The sequence below is a fragment of the Streptomyces sp. NPDC104313 genome (assembly GCF_055583985.1).
In genome coordinates this window covers 233,087-246,684 of sequence record NZ_JBVJMW010000001.1, presented here as the reverse complement: position 1 = coordinate 246,684, position 13,598 = coordinate 233,087, and the positions used below count along the sequence as shown (strand labels likewise).

At 73.3% G+C, this 13,598-nt stretch carries 13 protein-coding genes; 9 read left to right on the top strand and 4 right to left on the bottom strand.

Going from position 1 to position 13,598, the window contains the following annotated elements:
• The first annotated feature begins 58 nt into the window (after positions 1–58).
• Both ACZ60Q_RS01125 and ACZ60Q_RS01120 read left to right on the top strand, forming a co-directional pair.
• Positions 59–1,087, top strand: coding sequence for a C40 family peptidase (locus ACZ60Q_RS01125; RefSeq protein ID WP_469626545.1), 1,029 nt, complete (start codon positions 59–61; stop codon positions 1,085–1,087).
• Positions 1,088–1,103: 16 nt separating this feature from the next.
• Positions 1,104–2,360: a hypothetical protein gene (locus tag ACZ60Q_RS01120; RefSeq protein WP_469626542.1), complete on the top strand. Its 1,257-nt coding sequence runs from the start codon at positions 1,104–1,106 to the stop codon at positions 2,358–2,360.
• Here the strand turns inward: ACZ60Q_RS01120 and ACZ60Q_RS01115 are convergent.
• Positions 2,336–3,583 carry a glycosyltransferase 87 family protein gene (locus tag ACZ60Q_RS01115; RefSeq protein WP_469626539.1) on the bottom strand — a complete coding sequence of 416 codons (1,248 nt, stop codon included), beginning with the start codon at positions 3,581–3,583 and terminating at the stop codon, positions 2,336–2,338. The two genes, ACZ60Q_RS01120 and ACZ60Q_RS01115, sit on opposite strands and share 25 nt — an antisense overlap.
• A gap of 106 nt (positions 3,584–3,689) precedes the next feature.
• On the opposite strand from ACZ60Q_RS01115, the gene ACZ60Q_RS01110 reads away from it, so the two are divergent.
• Positions 3,690–4,832 (top strand): glycosyltransferase family 4 protein, encoded by a 1,143-nt coding sequence (locus ACZ60Q_RS01110; protein ID WP_469626536.1) that lies wholly within the window; start codon positions 3,690–3,692, stop codon positions 4,830–4,832.
• A gap of 99 nt (positions 4,833–4,931) precedes the next feature.
• On the opposite strand, the gene ACZ60Q_RS01105 is transcribed toward ACZ60Q_RS01110, so the two are convergent.
• Positions 4,932–6,728 (bottom strand): AMP-dependent synthetase/ligase, encoded by a 1,797-nt coding sequence (locus ACZ60Q_RS01105; protein ID WP_469626533.1) that lies wholly within the window; start codon positions 6,726–6,728, stop codon positions 4,932–4,934.
• A 279-nt stretch (positions 6,729–7,007) separates the two neighbouring features.
• On the opposite strand from ACZ60Q_RS01105, the gene ACZ60Q_RS01100 reads away from it, so the two are divergent.
• The 6 genes from ACZ60Q_RS01100 to ACZ60Q_RS01075 all read left to right on the top strand — a co-directional run bounded on the left by ACZ60Q_RS01100 (position 7,008) and on the right by ACZ60Q_RS01075 (position 12,007).
• Entirely contained in the window at positions 7,008–7,814 is an 807-nt protein-coding gene (locus tag ACZ60Q_RS01100) for a metallophosphoesterase family protein (protein ID WP_469626530.1), read from the top strand.
• Positions 7,815–7,923: 109 nt separating this feature from the next.
• Positions 7,924–8,373 carry an SRPBCC family protein gene (locus ACZ60Q_RS01095; RefSeq protein WP_398613738.1) on the top strand — a complete coding sequence of 150 codons (450 nt, stop codon included), beginning with the start codon at positions 7,924–7,926 and terminating at the stop codon, positions 8,371–8,373.
• Between the two features lie 5 nt (positions 8,374–8,378).
• Positions 8,379–9,566, top strand: coding sequence for an ArsA family ATPase (locus tag ACZ60Q_RS01090; RefSeq protein ID WP_469626527.1), 1,188 nt, complete (start codon positions 8,379–8,381; stop codon positions 9,564–9,566).
• An 83-nt stretch (positions 9,567–9,649) separates the two neighbouring features.
• Positions 9,650–10,129: a DUF5304 domain-containing protein gene (locus tag ACZ60Q_RS01085; RefSeq protein WP_469626524.1), complete on the top strand. Its 480-nt coding sequence runs from the start codon at positions 9,650–9,652 to the stop codon at positions 10,127–10,129.
• Positions 10,130–10,232: 103 nt separating this feature from the next.
• The gene (locus ACZ60Q_RS01080) at positions 10,233–11,174 is read left to right on the top strand and encodes an ROK family glucokinase (RefSeq protein ID WP_469626521.1); all 942 of its coding nucleotides are present in this window, start codon (positions 10,233–10,235) and stop codon (positions 11,172–11,174) included.
• A gap of 80 nt (positions 11,175–11,254) precedes the next feature.
• Positions 11,255–12,007 carry an endonuclease/exonuclease/phosphatase family protein gene (locus ACZ60Q_RS01075; RefSeq protein ID WP_469626518.1) on the top strand — a complete coding sequence of 251 codons (753 nt, stop codon included), beginning with the start codon at positions 11,255–11,257 and terminating at the stop codon, positions 12,005–12,007.
• Between the two features lie 4 nt (positions 12,008–12,011).
• Here the strand turns inward: ACZ60Q_RS01075 and ACZ60Q_RS01070 are convergent, their stop codons facing one another.
• Together ACZ60Q_RS01070 and ACZ60Q_RS01065 are read right to left on the bottom strand one after the other, a co-directional pair.
• The gene (locus tag ACZ60Q_RS01070; RefSeq protein WP_469626516.1) at positions 12,012–12,707 is read right to left on the bottom strand and encodes a hypothetical protein; all 696 of its coding nucleotides are present in this window, start codon (positions 12,705–12,707) and stop codon (positions 12,012–12,014) included.
• The gene (locus ACZ60Q_RS01065; protein WP_469626513.1) at positions 12,700–13,479 is read right to left on the bottom strand and encodes an alpha/beta hydrolase; all 780 of its coding nucleotides are present in this window, start codon (positions 13,477–13,479) and stop codon (positions 12,700–12,702) included. The genes ACZ60Q_RS01070 and ACZ60Q_RS01065 overlap by 8 nt, the downstream gene beginning before the upstream one ends.
• Positions 13,480–13,598 lie beyond the last annotated feature (119 nt).

The following is a 13,598-nucleotide window of genomic DNA, read 5'->3' as shown; positions in this document are numbered from 1 at the left end:
CGCCCCGGGTGGCAGGGGCTGCGCACTACCGCGTCAGCGGAAGGGAGTGCGGCTACCTGTGGTGTCCCATCGCCGTTCCACACAGTCCGGCTTCAACAGAGGCGTCCGGGTCACGGTCATCTCGGCGGCCGCCGCCACCGCGGCCGCGACGCTGACCGGGGCCCCGGCGAGCGCCGACCCGAAGGACACCCGGGAGAGCGCCAAAGCCGCCGTCGACCGCCTCTACGGGGAGGCGGAGCAGGCCACCGAGCGCTTCAACGAGGCCGGGGAACGCGTGGACCGGCTGCGCGGCGAGGCGGACCGTTCCCAGGACGCCACGGCCCGGGGCCAGGAACGCGTCAACCGGATGCGCGACGCGCTCGGCGCGATGGCGGGCGCGCAGTACCGCACCGGCTCCATCGACCCGACGCTCGCCCTGCTGCTCTCCGCCGACCCGGACACCTACCTGGAGCGGGCAGCCGCCCTCGACCGGGCCGGCGCCCGCCAGGCGATGATCCTGGACAAGCTGCGGCACGCGCAGCGGGGGCTCGCCCAGACCCGCGCGGAGACCACCCGCGCCCTGACCGAGCTGGAGCGCAACCGGGCCGCCGTCACCCGCCACAAGCATGCCGTCGAGGGCAAGCTCCGTGAGGCCCGCCGACTGCTGGACTCGCTGCCGCCCGAGGAACGCGCCACCTTCGACCGGGCCGCCCGCTCCGGCCGCGAAGGGCTGCCCGACCTCTCCGGGGCCGCCCCCGGCTCGGCCCGCGCGATGTCCGCCGTGGCCGCCGCCCACCAGGCGCTCGGGAGACCCTACGTCTGGGGCGCCAACGGGCCCTCCGGGTTCGACTGTTCCGGCCTGATGCAGTGGGCCTACGGCCAGGCCGGGGTGAGCCTGCCCCGCACCTCCCAGGCCCAGCGGTACGCGGGCCGCATGGTGCCCCTCTCCCAGGCCCGGCCCGGCGACCTGGTCGCCTACCGCGCGGACGCCAGCCACATCGGCATGTACGTCGGCAACGGCCAGGTCATCCACGCCCCCTACCCCGGCGCCCCGGTCCGCTACGATCCGGTCGGCATGATGCCCGTCTCCTCGGTGACCCGGATCTGACCGTACGATCGGCAGGGTGGCCGTACGAGGATGTGACGCGCGAGGGGGACGCCCCCGGGGACGGCGGCGCCCGGCGGGCCTGCTGCTCGTCGGGCTCCTGACCGTGTCCGCCTGCACAGCCCCCGCCGACACGGAGACCTTCCTCACCACCGGCGCCCTCGACGCCACCCTGGAGCGCCGCGCGGCGGCCGTCCTCGCCCACGACCCGGCGGGCTACCTCGACGGCCTCGCCCCGGACGCCGCGAAGCTGCGGGCAGCCCAGCGTACCGAGCTGGACCGGCTCGCCGATGTGCCCCTGAAGTCCTGGACCTACGACGTCGAGGGCATCACCGAGCAGGACGGGCGGTGGGCCACCGCCGAGGTGGAGCTGCGCTACCGCATCGACGGGTACGACACCGCCCCCGTCGCCACCCGCCGCGTCCTGGAGCTGATGCGCGACGGGGAGCGCTGGTACATCACCGACGACCGGCCCGCCAAGGGAGCCTCCGGGCAGCTGTGGCAGCAGGGGGACGTCGAGGTCGTCGAGGGCGAGCACGCGATAGTCCTGGGTGTCGGGCGGTCCGAGGGCGAGCTGCGCCAGGTCGCCGACACCGTGGACCTCGCCGTACCGGCCGTGTCGGACGCCTGGCCGAGGCCCTGGACCCGCCGGGTGGTGATCCTCGTCCCGGACTCCGTCGAGGACATGGCGGGACTGCTGGGCTCGCCGGAGGCCAGCTACCGGGGCATCGCCGCCGTCACCACCGGCGAAGTGGGCGGCACCGGTGAGCGCCCGGCCATCGCCGACCGGGTGATCGTCAACCCGCAGGCGTACGCCACCCTGGGCAGTTTCGGGCAGCGGATCGTCCTGACCCATGAGACGACCCATGTCGCCACCCGGACCAGTACCTCCACCGCCACCCCGGTCTGGCTCTCCGAGGGCTTCGCCGACTGGACCGCCTACCGGGGCGAGGACCGCGCCGCCGACACCATCGCCCCCGAGCTGGCCGACGCCGTCCGCAGCGGCCGGACCCCCGCCGAACTCCCCACCGACCCGGAGTTCGGATTCGACGGCGACCCGGCGAAGCTCGCGGGGGCCTACGAGGGCGGCTGGCTGGCCTGCGAGCTGATCGCGGAGCGGTGGGGCAAGGAGAAGCTGGTCGCCTTCTACGAGACCGTCGGCGCGCACCCCGGGCGCGAGGGTGCGGTGGAACAGGCGCTGGACGCGGTGCTCGACACCACTCCCGAGCAGTTCACCGCCGACTGGCGCGACTACCTCGCCACCCGGCTCGGCTGACCCCCGCCCGCGAGAAGGGCGGCCCGGGCACGTGGCCGCCCCGGCACGGTCGACCGCCACAGCCGCCGCGCCGCGATCAGCGAGGCCGCCACCAGCAGCCCGTTCCGTACGAGAAGGAGCGTCACCCCCCACGCGTCGCTCGCCACCACATGGCCGAAGCCGACCGGGAACTCCAGCAGCGTCACCCCCGCCGCCACCAGCACCAGCACGGCCGGGAGCGTCATCGAGGCACCCCGGAACGCCAGACTCACCGCCGCGAGCCCGACCAGCCACACCACGTACTGCGGGCTGATCACCCGGCTGGTGACCGTGAACAGCAGCACCGCGGTGAACGCCGCCTCGGCGGGGGTGTGCGCCGCGAACACCCCCGCCCGAAGCCGCCACAGCAGCAGCCAGCCCAGCGCCAGGACGGCGAGCCCCAACGCCAGCGTCGACACCAGCTCCACGTGCGGGCCGAGGAACTCCAGCGAGCCGTAGCGCAGCTCCACCCGCCCCTCCCAGCCGAATCGCCGCGCCACGTGGAAGACCAGCGCCCCCAGGGACTCGACCTCGGTGCCCCGGTCCCGTTGGAAGGCCAGGAACGCGTACGCTCCCGGCATCCACTGTGCGAACGCCGCCGCGAGCCCCGCCGCCGTCAGCGCCGCCGTCGTCCAGGCCGCCCGTGTCACACGCCCCTTGCGCACCCCCACCAGCAGCAGTGCCGGCCACCCCTTCAGCAGTGCCCCGAACGCGGCCAGCGCCCCCAGGGCCCGGGGCATGCGCACCCCCGCCAGCAGCGCCGCCACCGCGACCGCCGTCACCATCAGGTCGTAGCGGGCATAGACCGTGGGCCCCAGCAGCGGCACCCCCACGATCCACACCCACGCGCCCGCCGCCCTTATCCCCGGCCGTCGCCCCGCGTACAGCAGCAGCCCCAGCACCAGCGCGTCGCAGAGCAGGACGAGGACGAAGAAGGCCGCCGCGTACTCCAGGAACGGCAGCAGGGCCGGGGAGAGGATCGCCAGGGCCGCTCCCGGCGGGTACTGCCAGGTGACGTCGTCCAGCGGATACGTACCGGTCAGCAGGACCTCGTACCACCTCCGGTAGATCACCGACACGTCCACCGTGACGTCCGGGCCGGGCACCGTGACCACCTTGAACACGCAGGCCAGCAGCCAGGCCCGGGTCAGCGCCCACACCGCGTACGGCCAGGGTCCCGCGCCGGTGGGTGCTCGTCCCGTCATCGCACCGTCCGCCTTCGTCGTCCCCCGCCGGTCTCCCGGCGGCCCATGATGCCGGGGGCCGGGCACGTCAGCGGTGAAGCGCGGCCGTTCGGTACTGTCGGCGACGATGGACAAGACCTTGATCGTGACCAATGACTTCCCGCCCCGCCCCGGTGGCATCCAGGCGTTCCTGCACAACATGGCACTGCGCCTGGATCCCGACCGGGTCGTCGTCTACGCCTCCACCTGGAAGCGCGGCGAGGAGGGCGCGGCGGCCACCGCCGCCTTCGACGCCGAGCAGCCGTTCACCGTGGTCCGCGACCGGACGACGATGCTGCTGCCGACCCCGCGCGTCACCCGCCGGGCCACCGGTCTGCTGCGCGAACACGGCTGCACCTCCGTCTGGTTCGGTGCCGCCGCTCCGCTCGGCCTGATGGCGCCGGCGCTGCGCCGCGCGGGCGCCCGGCGACTCGTCGCCACCACCCACGGCCACGAGGCCGGCTGGGCGCAACTGCCCGCCTCCCGGCAGCTGCTGCGCCGGATCGGGGAAGGCACGGACACGATCACCTATCTCGGTGAATACACCCGCTCCCGGATCGCCGGCGCCCTCACCCCCGAGGCCGCCGGGCGCATGGCCCAACTGCCGCCCGGCGTCGACGAGAAGACCTTCCACCCGGCGTCCGGCGGCGACCGGGTCCGGGCCCGCCTCGGGCTCTCCGACCGCCCGGTGGTCGTCTGCGTATCCCGCCTGGTGCCGCGCAAGGGCCAGGACACGCTGATCCTGGCCATGCCCGCGATCCTCGCGCGGCTCCCGGACACGGTGCTCCTGATCGTCGGCGGCGGACCGTACGCCAAGGAGCTGAAGCGGCTCGCGGCTCAGACCGGGGTCCAGGACTCGGTGCGCTTCACCGGACCGGTGCCCTGGGCCGAGCTGCCCGCGCACTACGGGGCCGGGGACGTCTTCGCGATGCCCTGCCGCACCCGGCGCGGCGGCCTCGACGTGGAGGGCCTCGGGATCGTCTACCTGGAGGCGTCCGCGACCGGGCTGCCCGTGGTGGCCGGCGACTCGGGCGGCGCCCCGGACGCGGTGCTCGACGGCGAGACCGGGTGGGTGGTGCGCGGCGGCAGCGCCGAGGAGTCGGCGGACCGGATCGTGACGCTGCTCGGCGACCCGGAGCTGCGGCGGCGGATGGGGGAGCGGGGCCGGGCCTGGGTCGAGGAGAAGTGGCGCTGGGACCTGCTGGCGGAGAGGCTCAAGACCCTGCTGTGAGCGCGCTCACGACGGAGGGGCCCGTACCGGGATATCGGACGCCGTCGGTACCGACGGCGTCCGGGGATATCGGTGCGGGCCCCTCCGCGCGACCACCGCTCAGGCGCGGTAGATCGACTCCACCTCGTCCGCGAAGTCCTTCGCCACCACATTCCGCTTCAGCTTCAGCGACGGCGTGATGTGGCCCGCCTCCTCGGTGAACTGGGCCGGAAGAATACGGAACTTGCGCACCGACTCGGCCTTGGAGACCGCCGCGTTGCCGTCGTCCACCGCCCGCTGCACCTCGGCCAGCAGCTCCGGGTCCTCGCGCAGCGAAAGGGCCGTCGACCCGGCCGGCTTGCCGTGCTCCTCGGCCCAGCGGCCCAGGAACTCCTCGTCCAGCGTGACCAGCGCACCGACGAACGGGCGGCCGTCGCCGACCACCATGCACTCGGCGACCAGGGCATGCGCCCGGATGCGGTCCTCGATGACGGCCGGGGCGACGTTCTTGCCGCCCGCCGTCACGATGATCTCCTTCTTGCGGCCGGTGATCGCGAGATAGCCGTCCTCGTCGAGCGTGCCGATGTCCCCGGTGTGGAACCAGCCGTCGGCCAGCGCCTCGGCCGAGGCCGACTCGTTCTTCCAGTAACCGGTGAACAGGTGCTCGCCGTGCAGCAGCACCTCGCCGTCGTCCGCGATCCGCACGACCGAACCGGGCAACGGCTGGCCGACCGTGCCGATCTTCGGCCGGTCCCACGGGTTGAACGCGGTCGCCGCACAGGTCTCGGTCAGGCCGTAGCCCTCCAGGACCGTGAAGCCGATGCCCCGGTAGAAGTGACCGAGCCGCTCGCCCAGCGGGGCGCCGCCCGAGATCGCGTACTCGCCCCGGCCGCCGAGGACGGCCCGGAGCTTGCCGAAGACCAGCCTGTCGAAGAGCTTGTGCTTGAGCCTCAGCCCCAGTGCGGGGCCCTGCGGGGTGCTCAGCGCCCTGCTGTAGGAGATCGCCGTGTCGGCGGCCCGGTCGAAGATCTTGCCCTTGCCGTCCGCCTGTGCCTTGGCGCGGGCCGCGTTGTAGACCTTCTCGAAGACCCGGGGCACGCCCAGGATCAGCGTCGGCCGGAACGAGGCCAGCTCGTCCGTGAGGTTCTTGATGTCGGGGACGCAGCCGAGCCTGATCGGGGCCATCACCGACGCCACCTCGACCAGCCGGCCGAAGACGTGCGCGGCGGGCAGGAACAGCAGCACCGAGCACTCGCCCGTGCGGAAGAGGGGCTTCAGCCGCTCCACCACGTTGCCGCACTCGGCGAAGAAGCTGCGGTGGGTGAGCACACAGCCCTTGGGGCGGCCCGTGGTGCCCGAGGTGTAGACGATCGTCGCCGGGTCGTCCGCCTTGGCGCTGCGCGTCCGCAGGTCCATGGTCTCCTCCGAGACCTCGGCCCCCGCCTCGGCCAATGCCTCCACCGCGCCCGCGTCGAGCTGCCAGACGTGCGCGAGATCCGGCAGCGCCTCCCGTACGGAGGCCACGGACGCGGCGTGCGCGTCGCTCTCCACCAGCACCGCCACCGCCCCGGAGTCGCCGAGGATCCACCGCACCTGCTCGGCGGAGCTCGTCTCGTACACCGGCACGGTCACCGCGCCCGCGCTCCAGATCGCGAAGTCCAGCAGCACCCACTCGAAACGGGTGCGCGACATCAGGGCGACCCGGTCACCGGGCTGCACGCCCGAGGCGATCAGACCCTTGGCGGCGGCTCTCACCTCGGCCAGGAACCGCGTGGCGCTGACGTCCGTCCAGACGCCGGCCACCTTGCGGCTCATCACCGCGACTTCGGGATGGTGAGCGGCATTGCGGCGGATGAGATCCGTCAGGTTGCCGTCCGTCGGGACCTCGTACAGGGCCGGAAGGCTGAACTCGCGCAAGACTGCTGCTCCTCATCGGGCTCCGGTGCCACGGCTCTGTGTGACGCACCGGCTGCGGTCCAAGAACGGCGGGTGCTCAAGTGGGGTGAGCACGACTGGACTGCCCGGACGTTACCCACCAGTACTCGGTTCCGGATAGGGGGTTCCGGCCAGATGTCTTATGCGTCACACATATAAATGGCCCTTTCGCGCACAGTAGTCCACTGCCGTCCCGACGTGGAAGTAACCGCAGGTCCGGACGGTCTACCAGCGACGGAAGCGGCACCCTAGGGTGATCCCATGCGAGGCAGCGAACCGGACAGCCGGGACCGGGCCGGCGGATCGACCCGGATCCACGTGGTCAGCGACGTGCACGGCAACACCGAGGCCCTGGCCCGCGCCGGGGACGGCGCCGACGCCCTGATCTGCCTCGGTGACCTGGTGCTCTTCCTCGACTACGCCGACCACTCGCGCGGCATCTTCCCCGACCTGTTCGGCAGGGAGAGCGCCGACCGTATCGTCGCCCTGCGCACCGCCCGCCGCTACGACGAGGCCCGTGCCTTCGGCCGCGAGCTGTGGGCGGGCCGCGACCGTGACACCGAGATCCTCGGCGCGGTGCGCAAGCAGTACGCCGAACTCTTCGCGGCCTTCCCCACTCCGACGTACGCCACCTACGGCAACGTCGACATCCCCGGCCTCTGGCCCGAGTACGCCCGCCCCGGCACCATCGTGCTCGACGGCGAACGCGTCGAGATCGGCGGCCGGGTCTTCGGCTTCGTCGGCGGCGGCCTCACGACCCCGATGAACACCCCCTACGAGATCAGCGACGAGGAGTACGCCGCCAAGGTCGAGGGGCTCGGCCCGGTCGACGTCCTCTGCTCGCACATCCCGCCCGAGGTCCCCGAGCTGACGTACGACACCGTCGCCCGCCGCTTCGAACGCGGCAGCCGCGCCCTGCTGGAGGCAATCCGCGCCACCCGCCCCCGGTACGCGCTTTTCGGCCATGTTCACCAGCCGTTGGTCCGCCGGATGCGGATCGGGACCACCGAGTGCGTGAACGTCGGCCACTTCGCGTCGACCGGGACACCCTGGGCGCTGAGCTGGTGACCGCGGGCGGCCGGGGCGTGGACCGGAGCCCCCCGGGCACGCGATAGCCTGCACAGCGGCAGGCTCCTGCCGAACGCGACCGGTTACACCGCACTGGAGGGCCACGGCGATGGCTGAACACACCAGCTCGAGCATCACGATCGAGGCGGCGCCGGCCGACGTCATGGGCGTGATCGCGGACTTCGCCCGCTACCCGGAGTGGACCGGCGAGGTCAAGGAGGCCGAGGTCCTCTCCACCGACGACCAGGGCCGTGCCGAGCAGGTCCGCCTCGTCCTGGACGCCGGGGCGATCAAGGACGACCACGTCCTCTCCTACACCTGGACCGGCGCGAACGAGGTCAGCTGGAGCCTCGTCAAGTCCCAGATGCTGCGCTCCCTGGACGGCACGTACGCCCTCGCCCCGCTCGGCGGCGGCGAGCGCACCGAGGTCACCTACCGGCTCGCCGTCGACGTCAAGATCCCGCTGCTCGGCATGATCAAGCGCAAGGCCGAGAAGGTCATCATCGACCGCGCCCTCGCCGGTCTGAAGAAGCGCGTCGAGTCCGCACCGGAGAACTGAGGGCCGTGCGTACGGTCCTGGTCACCGGCCCCGGCGGTGCGGGCCGCACCACCGTCGCCGCGGCCACCGCACTGGCCGCTGCCGCGAACGGCAGCCGCACGCTGCTGGTCTCCGCCGAGGCCATACCCGGCTTCCCGGCCGCCTCGGAACCGACCCGGGCCGCCGACGGCCTCGACCACGCCCGCATCGACTCCGGCGAGCACTTCCGCGCCGAACTCACCGAGCTCCAGAAGCGCGCCTCCGGCGTCCTGGACCTGCTCGGCGCGGGCCGGCTCGACGGCGAGGAGCTCACCGAACTCCCCGGCTCCCCGCAGCTCGCCCTGCTGCACACCCTGCGCCGGGCCGCCGAGGGAGACTGGTCCGGCTACGACACCCTCGTCGTCGACCTGCCGCCGCTCGCCGAAGCCCTGGCCCTGCTCGCCCTGCCGGAACAGCTGCGCCGCTACCTGCGCCGGCTGCTCCCCGCCGAACGCCAGGCCGCCCGCGCCCTGCGCCCGGTCCTCGCCCAGCTCGCCGGGGTCCCGATGCCCGCGCAGTGGCTGTACGAGGCCGCCGCCCGCAAGGACGCCGAGCTGGCCGCCGTCCAGGCCCTGATCGAGGACGGGGCCACCACACTCCGCCTGGTCGCGGAGCCGGGGCCCGCCGGCGAGGACGCCCTGCGCGCCGCCCGTACCGGTCTCGCCCTGCACGGACTGGGCGCCGACCTGCTGGTCGCCTCCCGTGTGCTGCCCCGGCACTCGCCCGACCCCTGGTTCGCCGCGCTCGCCGCCCAGCAGGAGAAGTGCCTGGACCACTGGCACCAGGACGTGGCCCCGGACCTCCCCGTGCACGAGGCGGCCCACCTGGGCCGCGACCCCGAGGGCCCGGACGACCTGGCCGCGCTGGAGATGCCCGCCCCGGACCACCGGACGCCCGGCCGGGCCGGCGACCCCTGGTGGATCGAGGAGGACCCGGACGCCGAGGACGGGACCCTCACCCTCACCTGGTGCCTGCCGCTGCCCGGGGCCGCCAAGGAGCAACTGCGCCTGGTCCGCCGGGGCGACGAACTGCTCCTGACCGTCGGCCCCTTCCACCGGATCGTGCGGATCGCCTCCGCGCTGCGCCGTTGCACCGTCTCCGGCGCGGCCCTGTCCGACGGGGTGCTCCGGGTGCGGTTCACGCCGGATCCGGCCCTGTGGCCGCGCACCTCCTGAACGGCCTGCGGCCATTCGGGTAACGTCGGTAGTACGTGTACCGCAGGCCGACCGTCGGCCGCCCCGCGTCGCAGGAGTCCGCCATGAGTGAAGCCACCGATCGTCCCGTCGACGGCGACGCGTGGGCCGACGCCTGCGCCGAGGACCTCGCGGCCGAGAAGGCCCGCCGCCGAGCCGAGTACGGTCCCCAGCCCGGATCCGCCGCCGAGGAACTGCGCAAGCTGGTCGACGCGGTCGCCGACAAGGTCTCCTCGCTCCCGACCCCGCTGCTGGGCGCCGCCGCCCAGGGCGCGGTCCAGCAGGCCATCCGGCAGGCGAGGTCCGCCGTCGAACCGGTCATCGAACGCAACCCGCAGCTCTTCGACCACCTCGCCGCCGCGGGCAACGAACTGCTGGCCGCCTACCGCTCCGCGGTCGAGGGCCAGGAGAGCCGCTGGACCCGCACCACCGAGGGCGCGTCGGGCGCCGCGAGCCCCGCGGACCCCTCGAAGGAGGCCGCCGACGACCCGTCCGACCCCCGGGACGAAGGCCCCTCCGGCACCGAACGCATCGACCTGGACTGACCGGAGCCCCGACCGGCACCGACCGGCCCCGGCCGGGGCCGGGGCCGTGCCACGCCTCGGGTACGGTTGCCCCTAGCGGGGCTCGACCGAAACTGAGGGATTCATGGGACTCACCATCGGCGTCGATATCGGCGGCACGAAGATCGCGGCCGGAGTGGTCGACGAAGAGGGCCGGATCCTCTCGACGTTCAAGGTGGCGACCCCGCCGACGGCCGAAGGCATCGTCGACGCGATCTGCGCGGCGGTGGCCGGGGCGAGCGAGGGACACGAGGTGGAGGCCGTCGGCATCGGCGCCGCCGGCTATGTCGACGACAAGCGCGCCACCGTGCTGTTCGCACCGAACATCAACTGGCGTCACGAGCCGCTCAAGGACAAGGTCGAGCAGCGCGTCGGTCTGCCCGTCGTCGTCGAGAACGACGCCAACGCCGCGGCCTGGGGCGAGTATCGCTTCGGGGCAGGACAGGGTCACGACGACGTCATCTGCATCACGCTCGGTACCGGCCTCGGCGGCGGCATCATCATCGGCAACAAGCTGCGGCGCGGACGCTTCGGCGTGGCCGCCGAGTTCGGCCACATCCGGGTCGTCCCGGACGGTCTGCTGTGCGGCTGCGGCAGCCAGGGCTGCTGGGAGCAGTACGCCTCCGGCCGCGCGCTCGTCCGGTACGCGAAGCAGCGCGCCAACGCCACCCCCGAGAACGCGGCCGTGCTCCTCGGCCTCGGCGACGGCTCGGTGGACGGCATCGAGGGCAAGCACATCAGCGAGGCCGCCCGCCAGGGCGACCCCGTGGCCGTCGACTCGTTCCGTGAGCTGGCCCGCTGGGCCGGCGCCGGACTGGCGGACCTCGCCTCACTGTTCGACCCGTCCGCGTTCATCGTCGGCGGCGGCGTGTCGGACGAGGGCGAGCTCGTCCTCGACCCGATCCGCAAGTCGTTCCGGCGCTGGCTGATCGGCGGTGAATGGCGCCCGCACGCCCAGGTGCTGGCCGCCCGACTCGGCGGCAAGGCGGGACTCGTGGGAGCGGCCGACCTGGCCCGCCAGGGTTAGTCCCCGGCTCCGTACGACGCCCAGGGCGCCCGTCGCCGCCCTCCGGGGCAGCGGCGGGCGTCCGTCGTATCGTGGCCCGCATGGTCCTGACGCCACTGCCCGTCTCCCGTACCGAGCCGGACGGTTCAGCCGTCATCAGAGTGCTGAGCTACAACATCCGGTCGATGCGCGACGACACCGCCGCGCTGGCCCGGGTGATCCGCGCCTGCGCGCCCGACCTGGTCCTCGTCCAGGAGGCCCCGCGCTTCTTCCGCTGGCGCAAGGCCGCGGCCAGGCTGGCGAAGAGCAGCGGACTGGTGGTGCTGAGCGGCGGGGCCACCGCCGCCGGACCGCTGCTGCTGTGCTCGCTGCGGGTGACCGCCGAGCGCACCGAGGACGTCCTGCTGCCGCTCACCCCCGGCCTGCACCGCAGGGGCTTCGCCACCGCCGTGGTGCGGATCGCCGGGACCAGACTCGGGGTGCTGAGCTGCCATCTGAGCCTCCAGCGCGACGAGCGCCTCGCCCAGGCGGACCTGCTGCTGGAGAGGCTGGCCGCGATGGGCGTGGAGCACGCCGTGGCGGGCGGCGACCTCAACGACGTACCGACCGGGAAGGCGTTCCGGCACCTGGCCGCGCCCCTCCAGGACTGCCGGGCCGTCGCCCCGTGGGGTGATGAGCTGACGTTCCCCCCGGACGGACCGCGCAAGCGCATCGACGCGGTGTTCGCGACCCCCGGCGTCGACGTGCTCGGCTGCGGTGTCCCGACCGGGCTGGACGGGGTGAGCGGGGAAGACCTGAAGGCGGCCACGGACCATCTGCCGGTCCTGGCCGCCCTCAGAATTCCCGCCGGATGAGCGGCTACACGACCGCGCCGCGCCCCGGGTCGCCGTAGGTGTCGTCATCGTCGTCGTGCGGCATCCGGGCCACCAGGGTGGCGAAGCCGCCGAGGAAGCCCCCGATGCAGAGCGTGGTGAGCCACCACGTCATCTCCCAGCCGAACAGCACCGCGATCAGCATCAGGACCGGCCCGCCGATCACCGAGAGCCAGGCGAACTTCGCCGTGACGTCGGCCTCCGGCAGCGGCGGCGGCTCCGGGGGCACGAAATGGCCCTCGTCCCCGTCGTCCGGCTCGCCGACCCCGTCGTCCTTGGACCCGGGCAGCTCGTAGTCGCGGGGACCGGCCACACCGGGCGCGAAGACCACGGAACTGCCGAGCGGCTTCTTCTCCGGCGGCTTCGGGGGCGTCTTGCCCGACCCCTTGTCCGCCGGATCATCGGCGGAGCCGTCCTTCGGCCCCACCACATTGCGCTGACCGTCCTCCAGCAGCGCCAGGTCCTCGACGGACTTGAACGGCTTGGCGCCCGGCGGGTCCGGCGGCTCCTCCCCGTACCCCTCGACGATCGCGGCCCACGCCGCGTCCTCGTCGACCTCCCGCTCCTGCTCCGCTCCCTCGGCCCCCGTCTGCTTCGTCCCCTCCGGGACGGCCGCCGGCTCCGTGGGGCGCGGTTCGCGCTCCTCGTCGCTGCCTGTGCGTTCCGCGTCGTGCTCAGCCACCGGACGTGCTCCCCTTCATCCCGACGCTCGGTGCGAGACGGCCGATGAACCGGTAGCTCTCATCGAAGATCCGCTCCGCGTCATGGTCCAACGTCGCCACGTGGTAGCTCTGTTCCAACAGGATCTCCGAGACGTCCGTGGAGGAGATCCGGCTCAGGATCCGCGCGCTGTCCGCGGGCGGCACGACATGGTCCTGCGGGCTGTGCAGCAGGACCACCGGCTGGGTCACCTGGGGCAGCTCCCCGTCGACCAGCCGGAAGAACTTCCGCACGGAGTGAGCGGCGTGCAGCGGCACCTTGTCGTAGCCGACCTCGTGCGACCCCGGGAGCGCGATGTCGTCGGACAGGCCCTTGGTCGTCCGCACCAGATGACGGGCCACCGGCAGCGCGTACGCGGCGAGGCCGTGCACCTTGTTGGCCGGGTTGACCAGCACCAGGCCGCTGATCGCGTTTCCGTGCTTGGCCGCGAGCCGCAGGCTCAGCGCGCCGCCCATGGAGAGGCCGAAGACGAAGACCCGCTCGCACGTCTCCCGCAGCACGCGCAGCTCCCGGTCCACCTCCGCGTACCAGTCCTGCCAGCCGGTGACCGCCATGTCCTCCCAGCGAGTGCCGTGGCCCGGCAGCAGCGGCAGCGAGACCGTCAGCCCGCGCTCGGCGAGATGCTCCGCCCAGGGGCGCAGCGACTGCGGCGATCCGGTGAAGCCATGACAGAGGAGGACGCCGACCTCTCCGCCCTCGTGGCGGAACGGCTCGGCTCCAGGGAGGACCGGCACCAGGGTCTCCTGTTCGTGGGACGGGGGCGGGCGGGCACCTGGGGGAGTGCTTGACGGATGGCTTCACCGTACGCGACCGGACCGACACCGACCAGGGCCGTCGCGCCCCCCGGGCCGCC

What these genes read in the sequence shown, in the direction of transcription:
- ACZ60Q_RS01080 (WP_469626521.1), top strand. Translation starts at nt 10,233, where the DNA reads ATGGGACTCACCATCGGCGTCGATATCGGCGGCACGAAGATCGCGGCC.
- ACZ60Q_RS01100 (WP_469626530.1), top strand. Translation starts at nt 7,008, where the DNA reads ATGCGAGGCAGCGAACCGGACAGCCGGGACCGGGCCGGCGGATCGACC.
- ACZ60Q_RS01075 (WP_469626518.1), top strand. Translation starts at nt 11,255, where the DNA reads ATGGTCCTGACGCCACTGCCCGTCTCCCGTACCGAGCCGGACGGTTCA.
- ACZ60Q_RS01115 (WP_469626539.1), bottom strand. Translation starts at nt 3,583, where the DNA reads ATGACGGGACGAGCACCCACCGGCGCGGGACCCTGGCCGTACGCGGTG.
- ACZ60Q_RS01095 (WP_398613738.1), top strand. Translation starts at nt 7,924, where the DNA reads ATGGCTGAACACACCAGCTCGAGCATCACGATCGAGGCGGCGCCGGCC.
- ACZ60Q_RS01110 (WP_469626536.1), top strand. Translation starts at nt 3,690, where the DNA reads ATGGACAAGACCTTGATCGTGACCAATGACTTCCCGCCCCGCCCCGGT.
- ACZ60Q_RS01085 (WP_469626524.1), top strand. Translation starts at nt 9,650, where the DNA reads ATGAGTGAAGCCACCGATCGTCCCGTCGACGGCGACGCGTGGGCCGAC.